Here is a 17208-nt window from a genome sequence, read left to right as displayed (position 1 = left end):
ATCCCGGAACGCAATTAAAGTGGCGTTATCAACTATTCCCCGAAATAAGTTCCTATACTTTTCATTCGCTTCATCTGGTTTACATGGAAAGGACAACGGGAATCGCAATGTCCGCATCCAATACACGCATCCGCCTTCTTCTCCAGTTTTAAATAATGACTGTGGGCAAGTTTATCTCCTGCCTTTGTCAGATCATAATATTTATTGATAAGCCCCACATCCAGCCCGGCAGGACAAGGCTGACAGTGATTGCAATACACACAGATTCCTTCCGCAGCCGGTGGTGCAAAAGTACCCAAAACAGAGTAATCCCGTTCTTCCGGTAATGCTGTGAAAAAGCCTAAAATACGTTCCAGATCCGATTTCCCCCGAATACCGGGCAGTACCGTCACAACACCAGGCTTATCCAGCGCATACTGGATGCACTGGTACTCGCTCAATGCTTTCCCGAAAGGCGAAGTTTTGGCGTTCAGCAGCTGTCCGCCGCTGAATGCTTTCATAACTGAAATGCCCACACCCTCTGCTTCACAGCGGCGATAAAGAGCCATCCGTTCTTCAACATTTCCTATGGCATAATCCCCATGCCTATAGTCATATCCTGGATTGATACTGAACATTACCATATCAATCAGATCCATATCCAGCACCTGGTTCACCAGTGCAGGGGTATGGGAAGACAGACCGATATGCCTCACGATTCCCTGTTTTTTCAGTTCCTGAATATACGGAAGAATTCCCCCGGACAGAACTTTTTTCAAATCAGAAGGTTCATCAATACAGTGGATAAAACCAAAATCTATGTAATCTGTCTTTAGCATCCGTAGCTGCCAGTCTATGGATTGTTTCACCGTATCCAGATTCACCGTCCAGCCATAACTTCCGGTTTCATAATTTGCCCCAAAATGAATTTGATAATAAACCTTATCCCGGCTGCCTGCTGCTGCCCGACCATAGGCACCAAATGGCTTTGCATCTGCCGATGCCATATCAAAATAATTTATCCCATTCTCCAAAGCAAACGTTACGGTTTCCTCAATCTCTCTTTCGGAAGCAGCACCAACAGAGCTTGTGCCCAATCCGAGAATGCTGATGTCTTCCCCACCGCGGGGCAGTTTTCTATATTCCATAAAAATGACCTCCATTAGAACTCTAATATCTTGTTTAATATCTTAAATGTTTTAAGGCACATGACAGAGCCATATACATCTCTATTTACGAATTACGTTTATTATCTTAAATGTTTTCAAGGTACCGCCATAATATCTATTATTACATACTCACAATTACCTTCTGTTCTTACCGGGTATCCCCATCCTGTAAATCCGGAGGACACAATTACCTTGCAGTTTCCTTTCTGATATTCTCCGTAGTTTAAGACTCCTGCCAATTCGGACAGCCATCCTACAGGCCATATCTGACCTGCATGGGTATGACCGGAAAGCTGCAGGTCTACCCCCTGCGCATTATTTTCCTCTGCCGCAATCGGTTGGTGATCTGCCATCACAATATAGTTATTCCGGTCAGCCCCTTCCAGAATTTCTTCTGTGGAAGCCCTTCCGGATGTACCTCCCCATGCAGCATCGCCCCTGCCTGCAAGCACCAGATCATCCTGAATTACTACATTTTCATCCTCCAGAATGGAAATCCCGTTTTCTGTTATGGCCTCAGTCAGTTCTTCATCTGTATAGCTCCGGCTGTCTGTATAAGGCTGCCTGTCATGGTTTCCATATACATAATAAATACCATATTTACTGTTCAGCATCCCCAGCAGTCCGAATATTTCCTGCATTGATTCTTTTGAAGTCCCCTCCTCAACAATATCACCGCCCAGGATTACAATATCAGGTCTCTGGGTATTAATTTCTGAAATACGATTTTTTAAGATATCCGGACTTTGTATTGTGCCATAATGGGTATCTGTAATTAAAACGATCCTGTAATTGCTCACATTTTTAGTGGTTTCAACAAAATATTGTGTTTTTACCACATACTTCATATTTTCATATCCATACCCCAACAGGAGAATGGTGAGCACAACCGGCAGAAGACCGCAGCCGTATAGTTTTCTGCATACTTTATAGGCTTTATATGTGCTCCAGCTTTTAAAAAGTTTTTTCAACACCAGCGCAATCATATCTGTCAGAATAAACAAGGCAACTATATGCAGAAGCACCATTGCTCTTGTGTTCCACATATTTACGCAGGAAACAATTACATATATAACCAGAGCGATATTTACCATTCTTAAAAATTTCCCGGAAGTATTGAATCCATAAAATTTCATAATTCTTTTAACTGTGTGATACACATATACACCCAGGGCTGCTGCCAATACAATCATTATCATCAAATATGCTGACATAGTTCCCTCTTTTGCTTACCGAAACCCCCACCTTACCGCTTCACAGCGAGGGGCGAGATCCATCCTTTCTTCTATGTTTCCTTTAATGCAGGAATCCATTCAATTTTATTATAAAATCCTTTATTTCTTATGTCTATTGCTTAAATTCTCTGCCTAACCCATGCCTTTCAAGCATCTTTCACCTAATTACAGTCCCAGATCCCTCAGCCATGACTGAATATCATCTGAGGATGTCCCGGAGCGGAATCGATCACCCTCAAGCCAATTTCCTGATCCTGCCATTTCTTGAAGCAGCTCTCCACTCTCTCCAATACCTGAGGAAGTGGCAGTACAAAATGGAACAACTGTCTTCCCGGTAAAATCATTCGCTTTAACAAATCCATTTACTGGCCAGGCTGCAATTCCCCACCAGATAGGATAGCCGATAAACACCGTTTCATAAGATTCCCAATTATCAACCGTAGCTGCTGTAAGCTTAATCTCTCTGCTGTCTGGATTATCGTGTTCCCTGCTTACTCTACTGTCATCGTTTCTCCAGTCCAGGTCATCATCACTATATGGTTCTTCCGGTTCCAACTCAAATAAATCTGCGTTTGCAGCCTCTGCAATTGTAGTGGCAACATTTTCTGTATTTCCTGTTGCTGAATAATATACAACAAGGCTTTTTCCGCTATCCTTTGCCACTGCTGCATTTTCAATGTCTGTGATTGTACTATCTTTATCTGTACTTTGATTATCTGTGCTTTGATTATCTGTGCTTTGATTATCTGAGCTTTGATTATCTGTGCTTTGATTATTTGTGCTTTCTTTATCCTGTTTATCTGCACTTTCCGCAGTAGGATCAGATGCTGTAGTTGTCTCATCAGTGGTGCTTCCACATGCTGTTAATCCAATAAGTAATGTTGCTGCCAAAATAGCAGCCATGATTCTTTTCTTCATATGATGATCCTGCCTTTCATATTATAGCGTTTGAGAGGTAAACAGCGCATGAAACATGAAAAATGCCATGTTTTTTCCAAAAATGCGCATGGTCTGCATAAAAGACCCGGTCCAGAAAAGAGGTCATCCCGCCGGGAGCCGCTCCACAGTGGACAGGGGGTTCCAAATATGAACCCGTGGCTTCCGTTTGTCAATAATACTTTCATATCCTTAAATTCCCCTTTTCGTCAGCATTTCCACAATAGCCGGATCATAGTGGGAGAAGAACAGACTCTCCTCCGTATCTAAATCTGCAATTTTCTGCATATCCAATGCATCCAGTGTAAAATCAAATATTTCCATGTTCTGCTCCATACGCTCCCTGCGAACGGATTTCGGAATGACTGCCACACCACTCTGCAGCAGAAAGCGCAGTGCTGTCTGTGCAGATGATTTCCCATATTTTTGTCCAATCTCCGTGAGCACTGAATTGGTAAAGAAATTTTTTCTTCCCTCTGCAAAAGGCCCCCAGGACTCATGCTGCACACCATACTTTTTCATTACCTCATGGGCTTTCTTCTGCTGCTGGAACACATGGGTTTCCACCTGATTGACTGCGGGTATAACCTCCACGAACTGGCAAAGGTCAATTAATCTGTCCGGATAGAAATTGGAAACACCAATCGCACGCAGTGTTCCCGCCTTATAGGCTTCCTCCATGGCACGGTAGGTTCCGTAATAATCATTGAATGGCTGATGAATCAGAAGCAGATCCAGATAGTCTGTCTTCAGTTTTTTCAGAGATTCCTCAATGGAGGCCTTCGCCTTTTCATAGCCGCCGTTAGATATCCATACTTTTGTTGTAATGAACAATTCTTCTCTGGGCACACCACATTTTATAATTGCACTGCCCACTGCTTCTTCATTCCCATAAGCCTGTGCCGTATCAATAGAGCGGTATCCAACACTAATAGCATCCAGCACACACCCCTCACACTCCTCATTACTTACCTGATAAACACCGTATCCCAGCTGCGGCATTTTTACTCCGTTATTTAATGTTATATATTCCATATTATACCATCCTTTCCATTCGTGTTTTATTCTTCGAAAACCTCTTTTGCCATGCAAAATGATGCTGCTTTTGTTCATCCAAAGCCTGTACCTGAGCTTTAAGAAGCAGCTTTATTATAAACAAATCGAGGCCTCATAAGAAGTCTCGATTCATTTAAGCTGCAACCTTGAATGGGCATCATCCACCTCCGAGTATTTTCCTATGCTGCTATTATACCTTTCATTTACTTAACCCGGAATCTCCAATATGTTACCATTGTATAAATATTTAGTTTATACTATAACGTATGTTTGTTGTATCTCCTGCTATTCTGTAGGTTTCAAAGGTCCATAAAAGTAATACGCAGTTGCACCTCCATCAATAATCTCCTCTCTTTAATTTCCCAACTTCTTCTCATATAATTTATTTGCTCTGGCATTTCTAAAGTATCCGCCGATCACCTTTGCCATCCCCCGGAAGAAATGTCCGTTGACTATGGCAACAATTCCCTCTGCCATTTCCATGCTGACTGCACCGCCCGTCATCTTTGCAATTCCGCGGAAAGGGATATTATAAATAAACAGAAGATTTAGATCCGGTTTTCCCTTCCTTTCATTTTTCGCTTTCATCTTAGTGAGTATTTTATATATACACCGGGCGAGACCACTTTTTGCATTATACATTTGGCAGACAGCGTCATTAATTCCCAACTCTCGGGACCATGTTTCTGATGGAATAGGGTGTCCCAGCAACTCTTCAAATTCTGCGTCCTTTACTTCCCGAACAAGACCCGAGAAATACTGCGGCATTATTTCGGAATTATAAGGCATTTCACTTGTAGTTCCTTCCCGTGCAATCACCTCTTCCAGCCGGATATCTGATACGTTTGCACCCACATATATGGTGTAATCCCCGCCTTCTTCTTCCCAGGCATTGGTCCTGGTATTCCAATAACGGAACGTTTTATCATCGAACAAAATGGCAGCACGCTTGCTTTCTCCCGCTTTTAGGAATACCTTTGCAAAACCTTTTAATTCCTTACACGGACGGAAAATCTTCTCTTTTGGCCCGCCAACATACATCTGGGCAACCTCAGCACCATCTCGTTTCCCGGTATTAGTAAGTACAAATTCAATTCCTTCCTTCGTTACTTTTAATTTGGAATAGGCAAATGATGTATAAGATAGTCCATAGCCAAACGGATATCGTACCCGTATTCTGGCAGTATCGTAATAGCGGTATCCTATAAAAATACTTTCCCGGTATTCAGAATTTCTTTTTGTACCAGAGCATGTTTTAAAATGAAGAAATGCAGGAGTATCTTCATAGCGTACCGGATAGGTTTCGCTTAATTTTCCGGAGGGATTCACCTTACCGGTCAGCACATCCATCACGGCACTTGCACCTGCCTGTCCGCCAAGATAACCGTGTAAAATTGCCTTACAGCAGTAATGCCACGGCATTTCAATGGAGGACCCTGCGCTCAATACCCCTACAATATTCGGATTCACCTTCGCAAGTGCTTCCAGAAGCTCAATTTGGTTTTGTGGTATCCGCATATGGCTGCGGTCCATCCCTTCCACTTCACTAATTTCGTCCAGTCCAAAGCAGTAAATCACGGTATCTGCACGCTGTGCAAGCTGCAAAGCCTCCCTTTTCATCGTTTCATCGTTCTTACCTGTTCGGTGATATCCCGAAGCACATCCAACACAATTTATCGGGTAACTACCGATTACTTTTTCCATAGTCTCAATCTTTGTAGGATTTACCATAGAAGAACCCGATCCCTGATACCGTGGATCAATGGCAAAATCCCCGATGAGCGCCACGCTGCAGCCTTTTTTTAATGGAAGAACTGCTTCGGGTTGGGCTGTATTTTTCAAAAGTACAATGCTTTGTGCCGCTGCCTTTCTTGCTAACCCATGATGTGCATCCCGGTCAAAATTCTCTCCTTTTTTCCCGCCTTCCTTTTTTAAAGTTAAGATTGCATCTAACAGATCATCTACACAGTTATCCAATTCTTCTGCCGACAGTTCCCCCCTTTCCAGAGCCAGAATAATCTGTCTGGCTGAATCCAGTCCCGGTTCAGGCATCTCCAGATTCGAACGCGCAGCCACCCCACTTACGTGGTCATTGGATCCACCCCAGTCTGTTATGACAATCCCATCAAATCCCCACTCATCACGAAGTATATCTTTTAGCAGATGTTTATTCTCATTGGCATAAGTTCCGTTTACCTGATTATAGCTTGTCATCAGGGCTTTCGCATTTCCTTCCTTCACTGCGATTTCAAATCCAGTCAGGTAAATCTCCCTCATCGTACGTTCGTCCAGTACGGCATTCATTGCCATCCGGCGTAGTTCCTGGCTATTAACGGCAAAATGTTTCGGGCAGGCATATACCCCTTTGCTTTGAATTCCTCTTACATAAGATGCTGCCATTTTCCCCGACAGATAAGGATCTTCAGAGAAATATTCGAAGTTTCTTCCGCAAAGAGGACTCCTTTTCACATTAAGCCCCGGTCCTAACAGTACATTTACATCCTGAACCGCAGCTTCTTCTCCCAGTGCTTCTCCCAGCTCCTGTCCCAGCTGTTCGTCCCAGCTGTTGGCAATCGTCGCTGCAGTCGGAAAGCAGGTAGCCAGGAGGGACGGATTAAGTCCTAAATGGTCTCCCGCTCCTGCCTGTTTCCGGATACCATGAGGTCCGTCAGCACAAAAAATTGCCGGTATTCCAAGTCTTTTAATTTCCCTCGACGTCCATTCCGAATCTCCGCTTAAAATCGCTGCCTTTTCTTCCACAGTCATTTTACTGATTAAATCCGCATGCTTCATGCCTGGTGTCTCCTCCTTTTTTCATTCAGGCAAAATACCCTGAACTCTTTCATTTCATGGATCAATCCAAATTTAATACACCATGTTTCCATATCATCATCTCACTGTTTTTTTATTATCCACATTTGGCATTATCCAGAACTTCATAGCCGGATAACTGATCACTACCTGCACTACTATATTCGCTACATTTGCCAGTGTCGGCGCAATTTTCAGTGGAAGCCCTATATTTACAAAAAATGCCTGACTGTAAGCCGGAAGGGCAGCAGATACAAGCACCAGTATCACTGCCAGTAAAATGTATTTCGGTACTGCTTTTCCATAATCTGCATTTGATTTAAACACAAGGTTCTTCTGTACAATGAAATTTACGGTCTGCGCACATGCCGTTGCAGTGAGGAAACTCAGGAACCCGCATAGTCCCAGGTCACTTTCCACATTGGTATAGTGAAAGATCAGGAACTGGAAAGGTTTGTCAGCAAAAGACCGGAATACTAATCCGGTACACACCCACATCACAATAAAATTTGCTGCTGTCGCACAGTTTGAAAGAAGATTGAATAAGATAAATTCCCACAATGAAGGATGTTCATCTATCCATTTCTTTACTGCATTCATCTGTTACCCTCCTTAAAAATCTGCTCCGGGCACAGGAATTTTAAAGTTCCATATACCCGGAGATATTTTTTGTCTGTACAAATCTGGTAAAATGATTACTCTTTACTTTCACCTTCTGCATTTACTGCTTCAATTCTGATTGAATCTTTTCTCTTTTTTATAAAGCTTCTTATCATTAAAATCTCCGTCAGCAGAACCAGCACGGCAATGACTGCATCTGTAATATAGAGAATCAGCATCCAGGACGGGATTGTTCCCGGAGTGTACTCCTCATAGGCCGCACTATTGACCGTTACATAGAAAATATTTTTTACAGCCTGCCGCATTGCGGTCACACTTGTGGCACTCAGATCAGTCATAATTGCTTCGTTTCCTGCGGTTCCCAGCATCAGATCTGTTCCTCCGCGTACCGCACGGTCAGCATCCATGTACCCGTAATTGCCGAAGTAATCGGAAATCACCATTCCACGGAATCCCCACTCTTCTCTTAATATGTCATTTAAAAGTGCCGTACATCCGCCTGCCCATTCTGTTCCAAGAAAATTGTAGGAAGACATCACTGCCAGCTTTCCCTTTTCAATATTTTTCACACAATATTCAAAGGGCTTCAAATAAAGTTCCCTTACACTCTGTTCATTGAACCAGGTACACAAAAGCGCATTTCTGTTAATTTCCTGTTCATTCAATACAAAGTGTTTTATGTAAGGGTATATCCCTTCCTCTACGGCTGCAGAAACTTCAGCCAGAGCCATTTTACTGCTTAACAGACTGTCTTCCGAATAATATTCAAAATTACGTCCGCCGAAAGCGCTCCGGTGTAAGTTCATGGACGGTGCATACCATCCAACGATATTGTAGTCTGTAAATTCTCTGCTGATTCCCTGTGCTGCTTTTGCTGCCAGCTCTTCATTCCAGGTCTGGGCTATAACGATTTCCGAACAATATCCGGTTCCAAAGGCCCCCAGTGTACTGGAATTCACACCTGCCGGTCCGTCTGTATCCAGTGTTCTAAGTTTTTTCACAGAATCTACAGCGGCAGTCTGATGTCCTCCATATGCAATCAATTCCACCATCTCATCTACGGTCACCTGGTCAAGAAGCGTCTCCCACCGGGGATCATCATATCCGGCTCCTCTTAATTCAAATAATTCCATATCGTTATCTGCCCCGGTGATCGGCATTACATCCTCCGGATTGTTATAATCCTCAGGATTATAAGTTCCATTTCCCTGAACCTCTCCCTGGAGCTCAAAATTTTCCGGGGCTTTCACTGCTTCTTCGTAATTGGCAAATCCATCTGCACGGGATAAATAAACCACATCCCCTTCTGCAAAATCAAGCCTGTTTTCCGCCGCCACTACATCATCGGAGTGTGGATTGTCTTTATCAAATAGGATTGTCCGGTCCGCCTTATACACTTTTCGTTCAATCACATTGTGACTGTCTGAACGAAGGCTGATTTCATAATCACCGGATTCCAGAACATATGCCCCTGCACCATAAGTGTCATAAGAAGCCATGTCCTCGATTGGAAAGCTGATTGTCAGTGTCTGGGACTTCCCCGGCTCCAACAGATCCGTTTTACCAAAAGCCGCCAGATTGACACTGGATTTTTCAATGCCGCCATTCACATAAGGAGGAGAATAATATAATTCTACAACTTCTTTTCCCGCTGTGTCTCCTGTGTTGGTTACCGTTACATCCACACGGATACTGTCCTCGGTGATCTGCAATTCTCCCATTTTCTGGTCAAAAGTCGTATAGCTTAACCCATATCCAAAAGGATACATCACATGGTCATTGTAATTAATCAGCTTTTCTTCCGCTGCTGTTTCATAAAAACGATAACCGGTATATATGCCTTCCGTATAATTAACAAAGGAAACAATGCCATCTGCTTTTTCCCACGCTGCCTTAGCTGCCTCTTCTACATCTTTGGTATTGGTATATGCGAAATGCCCAATATTATTTATGTAGGGTGCCTGTTTTAAATCTTTCACCCAGGTATCCACTGTTTTACCTGATGGATTCACATTACCTGCGATCACATTTCCCAGAGCATTGAATCCCGTTGCCCCTGCACCGGCGCACAGCAGAACACTTTTAATCTGTTCATAATCATTTGTCCAGTCAAGTTCCAAGGTATTTGCACCATTATATACGACAATTACATTTTCAAACTCACTGCAGACCATTTCAACCAAATCTGCTTCTGTACGGCTTGGTTCCAGATAAGACTGACCCGCTTCAAAATCAGCATACTCCACTGAGTTATTTACATAGCTTCCTTTCAGATATTTCGTTCCCACATGCATGGTGGAACCGTCCATAATGCTTCCCATATCCTGCGGCAGATCTGTCCCCTCTCCGCCAGTACGGGAAAGTACGATAACCGCCGTATCTGAAAATTCTTTTGCATACTCTATCATATTATCCGGATATTTAGAAGCAGGTACCTCAGGAAGCGTCCACTCCTGCCCTTCATTAATACTGATCACCGGACGGTCTGCACGATAATTTACATAAAGATCAGACAGTTCACTGTTTGTCTCAAATCCGGCATTCTCAAGCCCCTCCAGAATACCCACTGCCGTAGTCGTATCTACCGTACCTGATCCGGTGCCTCCGTAAATTGGATTTGTAGAAGACCAGCCAAAAACATTGATTTTTTGTGGTGCCAGCGGCAAAAAAGAATCCTTATTTTTGGTCAGGACGATGCCCTCTCCGGTAATTTCTTCAATAACCTGCCTGGAATGGTCAATATTCTCCTGACTCAATTTCCCTTTATCAGACAACACTACATTTAATGTGTTATACAAAGCGCCTGATAACATGGTATTCACCACAAGTGCTACAACCACGATGAATGCCATAAACGACTGAAACCGTATAAAACCTTTCACAGGCTTTTTCCATCTGCCTGCAATAAACATAACCGCTGCCATACATATCAGTGCAGCCGCTATTACGATCAGATGTGTCCTGACCAACTGGATGACGCTGATCACGTCCTCCCATGCAACTTCAACATTTCCCATACCTTTTCCCTCCATTAATTTTTTTTGTACTTCTTATGTTGTAAACTCAAAATACCACAAAATAATACAAAAAATAATTTCTGGTTAATTTGGTATTCCACACGGTAAAACTGGTCATTTTTTGCAGCAAAAAACAGCGGATATGTTATACCCGCTGTCAGTTGACCCTTTCTTCATCTTACAAATAAAATAGTATATCTACCTGAAACCGCTGCTCAACAGCCTGCATCAAGATATCACCTTTATACTTGTCAACAATATATTTGATACTTTTCACACCAAAGCCGTGATAAGCTTTGTCCTTCTTGGAAGTCACTGGCAATCCGTCTTCAAAAGTGAGCTGCTCGCTGCAATAGTTGTCCACATGAATATGGCAGCCCTGAGGTTTCTTCGCCACCAGTATACTGATAATTCTCTTCCCTTCATCATCTTCCTTCATGACACTTTCAATCGCATTGTCCAGCAAATTACCAAAAAGCGCATATAAATCAGTTGTATTGCTAAAATTCATAATGGAACCTTCTATCATACAGCTCATTTTTATTCTGTATTCATCACATAAAAGGCTCTTTTCTGTAAGTACAAGATCCAGGATATCATTGCCTGTCTGGTATATATTATCATAGATTGCCACTGCGTCTTTTATCGTCTCAATATATTCTTTCTGTTCTCCTGCGTCCTCAATTTTGGAAATTTTGGAAATCCGGTATTTTAAATCATGGCATTTAATATTAATAATATTGATGTTCTCCCTGGACAGCTTTTGCTGTTCCTTCAGATTGTGCAGCATGTTTTCCATCATTTCGTTCTCGTGTAGAATCCAATTCTGCCTGGTCAGATTAAACGCAGCAAATATCGCCATTGCACAGCAGAGCACTGCATATATTTTACAGAGAATATTTCGCAAAATGCCCGATTCTCCCTGAAACATCCTGTTGTCTACCAGCGCACTGATAAATATTGCCGTAAGCAGAATTACAAATGCTAACACCAACATACGGCTATCCCGATCTTTCAGCTCGCTTTCTCCCTCATACCTTCTAACCAGACCGAAGTAAACACACAGGGAAACCAGTACATATGGCAAAAATCGATAGAACAGGAAGTCAGGTACCGGACTCAGCACAATTCCGGTTATCTCCCGAAAAATCATAAAAAACGCAAAAGCGATATGCTGGGTGGCATAGGCACAGACGCCTGCAAATAGAATTTCCTTCGCCTTTACCTGAAAACAGCATTTCATCCCTGCCAAAGTCAAAAAAAACATGCTAATATAATATAACGTATAGATGACCGGATTACTGCCCGGAATGCTAACGAATAAATGAAACAGCAGACTTACAGACAAAAAATATACTGCAAAGGATATTAGCAGCCGCAGTATAAAGTGATGCTTCCGGTTCCACCCTAAAATAAAAAAGGCTTCTGCAATCATCAATTGTAATGAAAAGCGCACACATGAAATAAACTGCATATCTTCCATTCTTACATCCCTCCTATATATTTCATCAAGTCTTCTTTAAATTCCTTTTTCCTCTGCCTGCTTAAGGGAAGCTGTATCTTATCGACCCATACCATATCTTTTTGAACCTTTGTTACATATTTCAGGTTAACCAGACAGCCGCTGATGCACTTTGAGAATCCTTCCGTTTTCAGTATTTCTTCAGCCGATATCATCGTTCCCCTAACACGGTAAGCATCTCCTTTAGTATGATAAATCAGGTAATTTTTATCTTTTTCAATATAAGTAATCTGAGAAACCCTCAGCTTTACCACAATCTCCTCTGTATCAACCACAACTTCCTTTTCCATATTCAGTTTGGAAAATCGGAGTGCCTTTTTTAATTTGTCAGTAAAGACGTAATACTCCACGGGCTTCACTATAAAATCAATGGCATTCACTTCATAACCCCTTATGGCATACTGAGCCATGTTAGTCACAAAGACAATTCCCAGTGTCTGGTCTTTTTCCCGTATTCTCCTGGCCGCCTCCAGACCGTCAAGATGCGGCATTTCAATATCTAAGAAAACGACATCCAGCTTTCCATCATATTCTTCTACAAAATTCAGTCCGTTGCGATATTCTGTGATGGAGAAATTCATGTTTTCCTGCATTCCATATTTTTTTAAGTATGATTTCATCAACTCCAGATGCTGAACATCATCGTCCACTAATGCAATCCTGATCATGATACTCCCCTTCCCAAATTCATAAATCTTAAATCTTTATGATAGCTCAATCACCTGCATCGCATCCCCAACTTCCTCAGCCAGCACGCCACTCTGCCATTCCGTATGGTAATTCAGACACACACATCGGTAATCCACACCATTTTTCTGAAGTCTCTTCCGGTAATGCACATGACCCATAATACTATAAGCAACCTTATATTTTTCAAACAGTTCCCCATATTCTCTGCTTCCCAGAAAGGCATTAAAATAATCCCAGTCCGGTCTATCTTCGGGCACTTTAAATTCCGGTACCCCAACCATATGGGTAACCACAATTATCTTCTTTCCTGCACATGCCAAAATCTTTTCTTCCAGATCCCCTAAGATCTTCGTATGGAATTCTTTGTCACTCTGGTGCCATTTCACCATAATGCTGTCCTGCCATACCCTTTCATTATGTTCTTTCTTCACAAATTCATCTTCCGAATAATCCGATGCCCCAAATGAATAATCATACCAGCCGATATTTCCAATTACAACCCACTCTTCATTCAGCTTGGTAATCTTTCCACACAGACAGTCCTTTCTGGATGCATATTTTTCGTAGATTTTCCGGGCATCCTTAAATTCTCCTTCTTTATCCCACATATCATGGTTTCCCGGCACAAAGAAGACGGGTATGCCGGCAGCTTCCTTCATCTGGTCCAAATAGGGAAGGCTCATTTTATAACTATTCGATATATCTCCTGCCACTAATAATACATCCAGCTTCTCTTCCCTGATTCTGTCACAAATTGCTTCGATCACCGGATGTGCTTGATTCACATCCAGGTGTATATCAGATATTGCTCCGATTCTCATATTGATTCCTCCTGCATATCCAGGTCCCGCCTGCGATACCTCATTCATAATTTATTTAAAAAGAATTTGTTTTACCATTGTTTGATCCTGCATGATTACACATAATGGCAGCTTACAAAATGACCTTTTTCAATTTCAACTAATCCTGGACATTCCATGTTGCAGGATTCCTTCATTTCCCTGCATCTGGTATGAAAAGGACATCCCCCGGGAGGAGCCGAAAGATCCGGTACATCCCCTGTCAGTAAAATACGTTCCCGCTCCTTTTCTCCGCTCACGGATGGAATGGATGAAAGTAATGCCTTCGTATAAGGATGCTTCGGTGAGTGATAGATATCATCGACACTTCCAACCTCCACCAGCTTTCCAAAATACATCACTCCAATTCGGTCACTCATATACTGCACCACATTTAAATCATGAGAAATAAACAAATAGGTCAGATTCTTTTCTTCCTGAAGCTTCTTCATCAAATTCAGAATCTGAGATTGTATGGACACATCCAAAGCAGATACTGATTCATCGGCGATTATAATCTCCGGATTCAGCATCAGTGCCGCAGCGATACTTACTCTCTGTCTTTGCCCGCCGCTGAGCTCATTGGGATACTTGCCTTTGAAACTTGCATCTAATCCCACAACTTCCAGTATTTCTTCCACTTTCTGCTTTCTCTCCTGAGATACAAGTTCCGTATGCAGCTTTAATGGTTCTTCCAAAATCCACCCTATTTTTTTCTTAGGATTTAACGATGAATACGGATCCTGAAAGATAATTTGAACCTGCTTATGATACTCTTTTTTTTCTTGATGGCTCATAGCTGAATAATTTTTCCCTTTATAGCTAATCTGTCCATTTGTGGGCGTTATGACATCTACCAGCATTTTAGCAAAAGTACTTTTTCCGCATCCGCTTTCTCCTACCAGTCCAAACACTTCTCCGGGATAAATGCAAAGGTCTATATGCTCCACTACTTTTATGTATTTTCTTTTATTGAGAATCTTGTTACTTTCTGCTGCATAATACTTGCAAAGCCCTTTTACTTCCAGTAAAGGCTTCTCTAAATTTTCGTATTTCATTCGTATCCCCCTAAATTCTTAAATTAATCAGGTCAAATAAAATCAAAATCCAACTTCCGGATGGAATACCAGAACGTGTTTGAAAATTCATTCCTGCACAATTGGATAACCAAGAAGGATAAGCTTCATTTCCATTTATCTGAATTTTTTCCTTCACTCAAAATATAAACCACTTTTATTATGTTCTCATTATATTATTGTAAAATTTCTGCAAATAAATGATGTGAGGTAAATTACTACAGCGAACAATAATCTTAAATTTGGGTTTTGCTGATTAAGGGACGCTTTGTAGATTTAGGTAGTGTTCGGAAAGATGGGAGACCCTGGGCTGTGGCCGGCCGTTCGTTTTTGGATGTTGCAATATGTGTTTCAGCAGTTCTGTGTGAAATGGATGTGACCGGAGTGCTTTTTGGCGGATACAATTCGACTAGTACTGCATTGCAAAATGCAGTACTTCTCCCATCGGATTGTAAGCGGGCAGTGAGCGTGCCGCCAAAAAGTGCTCCGGGAAAGTTAGAAAATGCCAGTTTACTGTTTGCTGTAGTACCAGTTACTCTATATTCAATCACAATACGTACTCTAATGTCAATTACCTTTATAACAAAAATATCTTCCTGATTCAGCCTCATTCCTTCTGAATCAAGAAGATATTTTGGAAAGCAAAAACACGTTTCCAGAAATTTTCCGATTATCCTCTGCTGCATTTAGCAGCATCAATCGCCAAAACGATCATCAGACATATCAAAGCATCTTCATCCTGCTCGATATCCATAACATAGGTATCCGACCAGTTAAACAATTGCTTTTCCACGTGCATAATATGACGCGCACTGCTATATACGTCATAATCCCATTCCATAACACTTCCCTGAATTTCCCAGTCATTACATGTCAGATAAAATTTAGGTACAAAAAAGCTTAATTCTTTCTGTATAATTCCAATCTCATTACCATGAATATACATCCGAAACTTTGGAAGAAAGGTTAATACTTCTTCCCTAATTTCACCAACTTCTTCACCCCGCTGATTATAAATTACCAGACGATGTCCCCATGATAGTCTTCCCTCTACCGTAAAAACGGTGTCCTCATATTCATTATAAATATCATAGCTATCCAGCCAGCTGAAAACACGTTGTTTAAATAAAAGCTGCATAAGAGAACCTCCTTTGACTTTTGTTTAATTATAACATGATTTTCATGGAGCGTCGATTGTATTAATTTACTCGTTTCATTTTGTAAATCCTTTACCCTTCAGGCAGAGACTCTTTTACATTCCTCAGGTAGTTTTTCCTTCCCGTCCAATTCCAGGCAGCTTACTCTTCTTCCCTCTGTTTTTTGCATTTCCGGTTTTTGTGTCTGGCATTCTGCCTTGGCATTTGGACAACGTTTTGCAAAGACACATCCCGTCTGGCTTCTCTTCGTCAACGGCTCTACGATACCTGGTATATTATAGAGGATTTCTCCTTTTTTTTGGGGTGTGGGTATGGATTCCAGCAGGCCTTTCGTATAGGGATGCATTGGGTTGTGCAAGATTTCTTCTGTACTTCCTTCTTCCACAATATTTCCTGCATACATAACAATAATTCTGGAACACAGCTCTTTGACTACGCCCAGATCATGGGAAATAAATAATATAGTGGACTTAAATTCCTTATTCAGTTCCCGCAGAAGCTCCAATATCTGATACTGGATTGTCACATCTAAAGCTGTAGTCGGCTCATCTGCAACGATCAGCTTCGGATGATTGATCAGCGCCATGGCGATTACAATTCTCTGTTTCATGCCCCCTGATAATTGATGGGGGTATTCCCGGTAGAGCTTTTCTACCCTGGAGAGTCCAACTTTTTTCATCATTTCTTTCGCTTTTACACCGGCATTTCTTTTTTCTCCGGGATGGTGAAGGAGATAGGCTTCCTCTATCTGTTTTCCTACCGTGATCAATGGATTCAGCGCGGTCATCGGCTCCTGGAAAATCATTGAGATATCAGCGCCTCTGACACCGCACATCTCCTCCTCCGACAGCTTTAACAAATCGGTATCTCCCAGACAGATGCAGCCTGCCGATACCCTTGCCGCCTGAGGTAAGAGCCTCATAATCGCCAGGGAGGATAAACTCTTCCCACATCCTGATTCACCCACCAGACCGACAATTTCCCCCTCTTCTGCCTGAAAACTGATGCCATCCAGTGCCTTGTAATAATTATTCTGATTTTTAATTTCTACCGTTAAATCTTCTATCCTTAATTTTTTATCCATTTTATTCCTCCTGCTT

The 17208-nt window shown here is 42.0% G+C and carries 13 protein-coding genes; all 13 read right to left on the bottom strand.

Annotation, left to right across the window (positions count from 1 at the left end):
• Positions 1 to 32 precede the first annotated feature (32 nt).
• The 13 genes from RHS_RS04035 to RHS_RS03965 all read right to left on the bottom strand — a co-directional run bounded on the left by RHS_RS04035 (position 33) and on the right by RHS_RS03965 (position 17192).
• Positions 33 to 1127: an aldo/keto reductase gene (locus RHS_RS04035; protein ID WP_047832380.1), complete on the bottom strand. Its 1095-nt coding sequence runs from the start codon at positions 1125 to 1127 to the stop codon at positions 33 to 35.
• Positions 1128 to 1243: 116 nt separating this feature from the next.
• Positions 1244 to 2362, bottom strand: coding sequence for a metallophosphoesterase (locus RHS_RS04030; RefSeq protein ID WP_047832379.1), 1119 nt, complete (start codon positions 2360 to 2362; stop codon positions 1244 to 1246).
• Positions 2363 to 2548: 186 nt separating this feature from the next.
• A complete protein-coding gene (locus RHS_RS04025) occupies positions 2549 to 3301 on the bottom strand; it encodes a flavodoxin (RefSeq protein ID WP_047832378.1) in 753 nt (250 codons plus the stop codon).
• A 210-nt stretch (positions 3302 to 3511) separates the two neighbouring features.
• On the bottom strand, positions 3512 to 4354 hold the full coding sequence (locus RHS_RS04015) for an aldo/keto reductase (RefSeq protein WP_027292217.1): 843 nt from the start codon (positions 4352 to 4354) through the stop codon (positions 3512 to 3514).
• 375 nt (positions 4355 to 4729) lie between these two features.
• Positions 4730 to 7168 carry a glycosyl hydrolase gene (locus RHS_RS04010; protein WP_047832376.1) on the bottom strand — a complete coding sequence of 813 codons (2439 nt, stop codon included), beginning with the start codon at positions 7166 to 7168 and terminating at the stop codon, positions 4730 to 4732.
• Between the two features lie 96 nt (positions 7169 to 7264).
• Positions 7265 to 7786 (bottom strand): GtrA family protein, encoded by a 522-nt coding sequence (locus tag RHS_RS04005; protein ID WP_027292219.1) that lies wholly within the window; start codon positions 7784 to 7786, stop codon positions 7265 to 7267.
• Between the two features lie 95 nt (positions 7787 to 7881).
• Entirely contained in the window at positions 7882 to 10824 is a 2943-nt protein-coding gene (locus RHS_RS04000) for a glycoside hydrolase family 3 C-terminal domain-containing protein (RefSeq protein WP_047832375.1), read from the bottom strand.
• Between the two features lie 178 nt (positions 10825 to 11002).
• The gene (locus tag RHS_RS03995; RefSeq protein ID WP_047832374.1) at positions 11003 to 12307 is read right to left on the bottom strand and encodes a GHKL domain-containing protein; all 1305 of its coding nucleotides are present in this window, start codon (positions 12305 to 12307) and stop codon (positions 11003 to 11005) included.
• 2 nt (positions 12308 to 12309) lie between these two features.
• Positions 12310 to 13014 (bottom strand): LytTR family DNA-binding domain-containing protein, encoded by a 705-nt coding sequence (locus RHS_RS03990; protein WP_027292222.1) that lies wholly within the window; start codon positions 13012 to 13014, stop codon positions 12310 to 12312.
• Between the two features lie 36 nt (positions 13015 to 13050).
• Positions 13051 to 13857 (bottom strand): metallophosphoesterase, encoded by an 807-nt coding sequence (locus RHS_RS03985; RefSeq protein WP_047832373.1) that lies wholly within the window; start codon positions 13855 to 13857, stop codon positions 13051 to 13053.
• 95 nt (positions 13858 to 13952) lie between these two features.
• Positions 13953 to 14933, bottom strand: coding sequence for an ABC transporter ATP-binding protein (locus RHS_RS03980; RefSeq protein WP_047832372.1), 981 nt, complete (start codon positions 14931 to 14933; stop codon positions 13953 to 13955).
• Between the two features lie 688 nt (positions 14934 to 15621).
• Complete coding sequence (locus RHS_RS03970) at positions 15622 to 16089, bottom strand: LURP-one-related/scramblase family protein (protein WP_027292226.1); 468 nt, start codon at positions 16087 to 16089, stop codon at positions 15622 to 15624.
• A 98-nt stretch (positions 16090 to 16187) separates the two neighbouring features.
• Complete coding sequence (locus tag RHS_RS03965; protein WP_044296886.1) at positions 16188 to 17192, bottom strand: ABC transporter ATP-binding protein; 1005 nt, start codon at positions 17190 to 17192, stop codon at positions 16188 to 16190.
• Positions 17193 to 17208: the final 16 nt, after the last annotated feature.

It is taken from the genome of Robinsoniella sp. RHS (genome assembly GCF_001029355.1).
Taxonomy (GTDB): Bacteria; Bacillota; Clostridia; order Lachnospirales; family Lachnospiraceae; genus Robinsoniella; species Robinsoniella peoriensis.
Note: the sequence above shows the minus strand (reverse complement) of the source record. Positions and strands in the feature narration are given on the sequence as shown.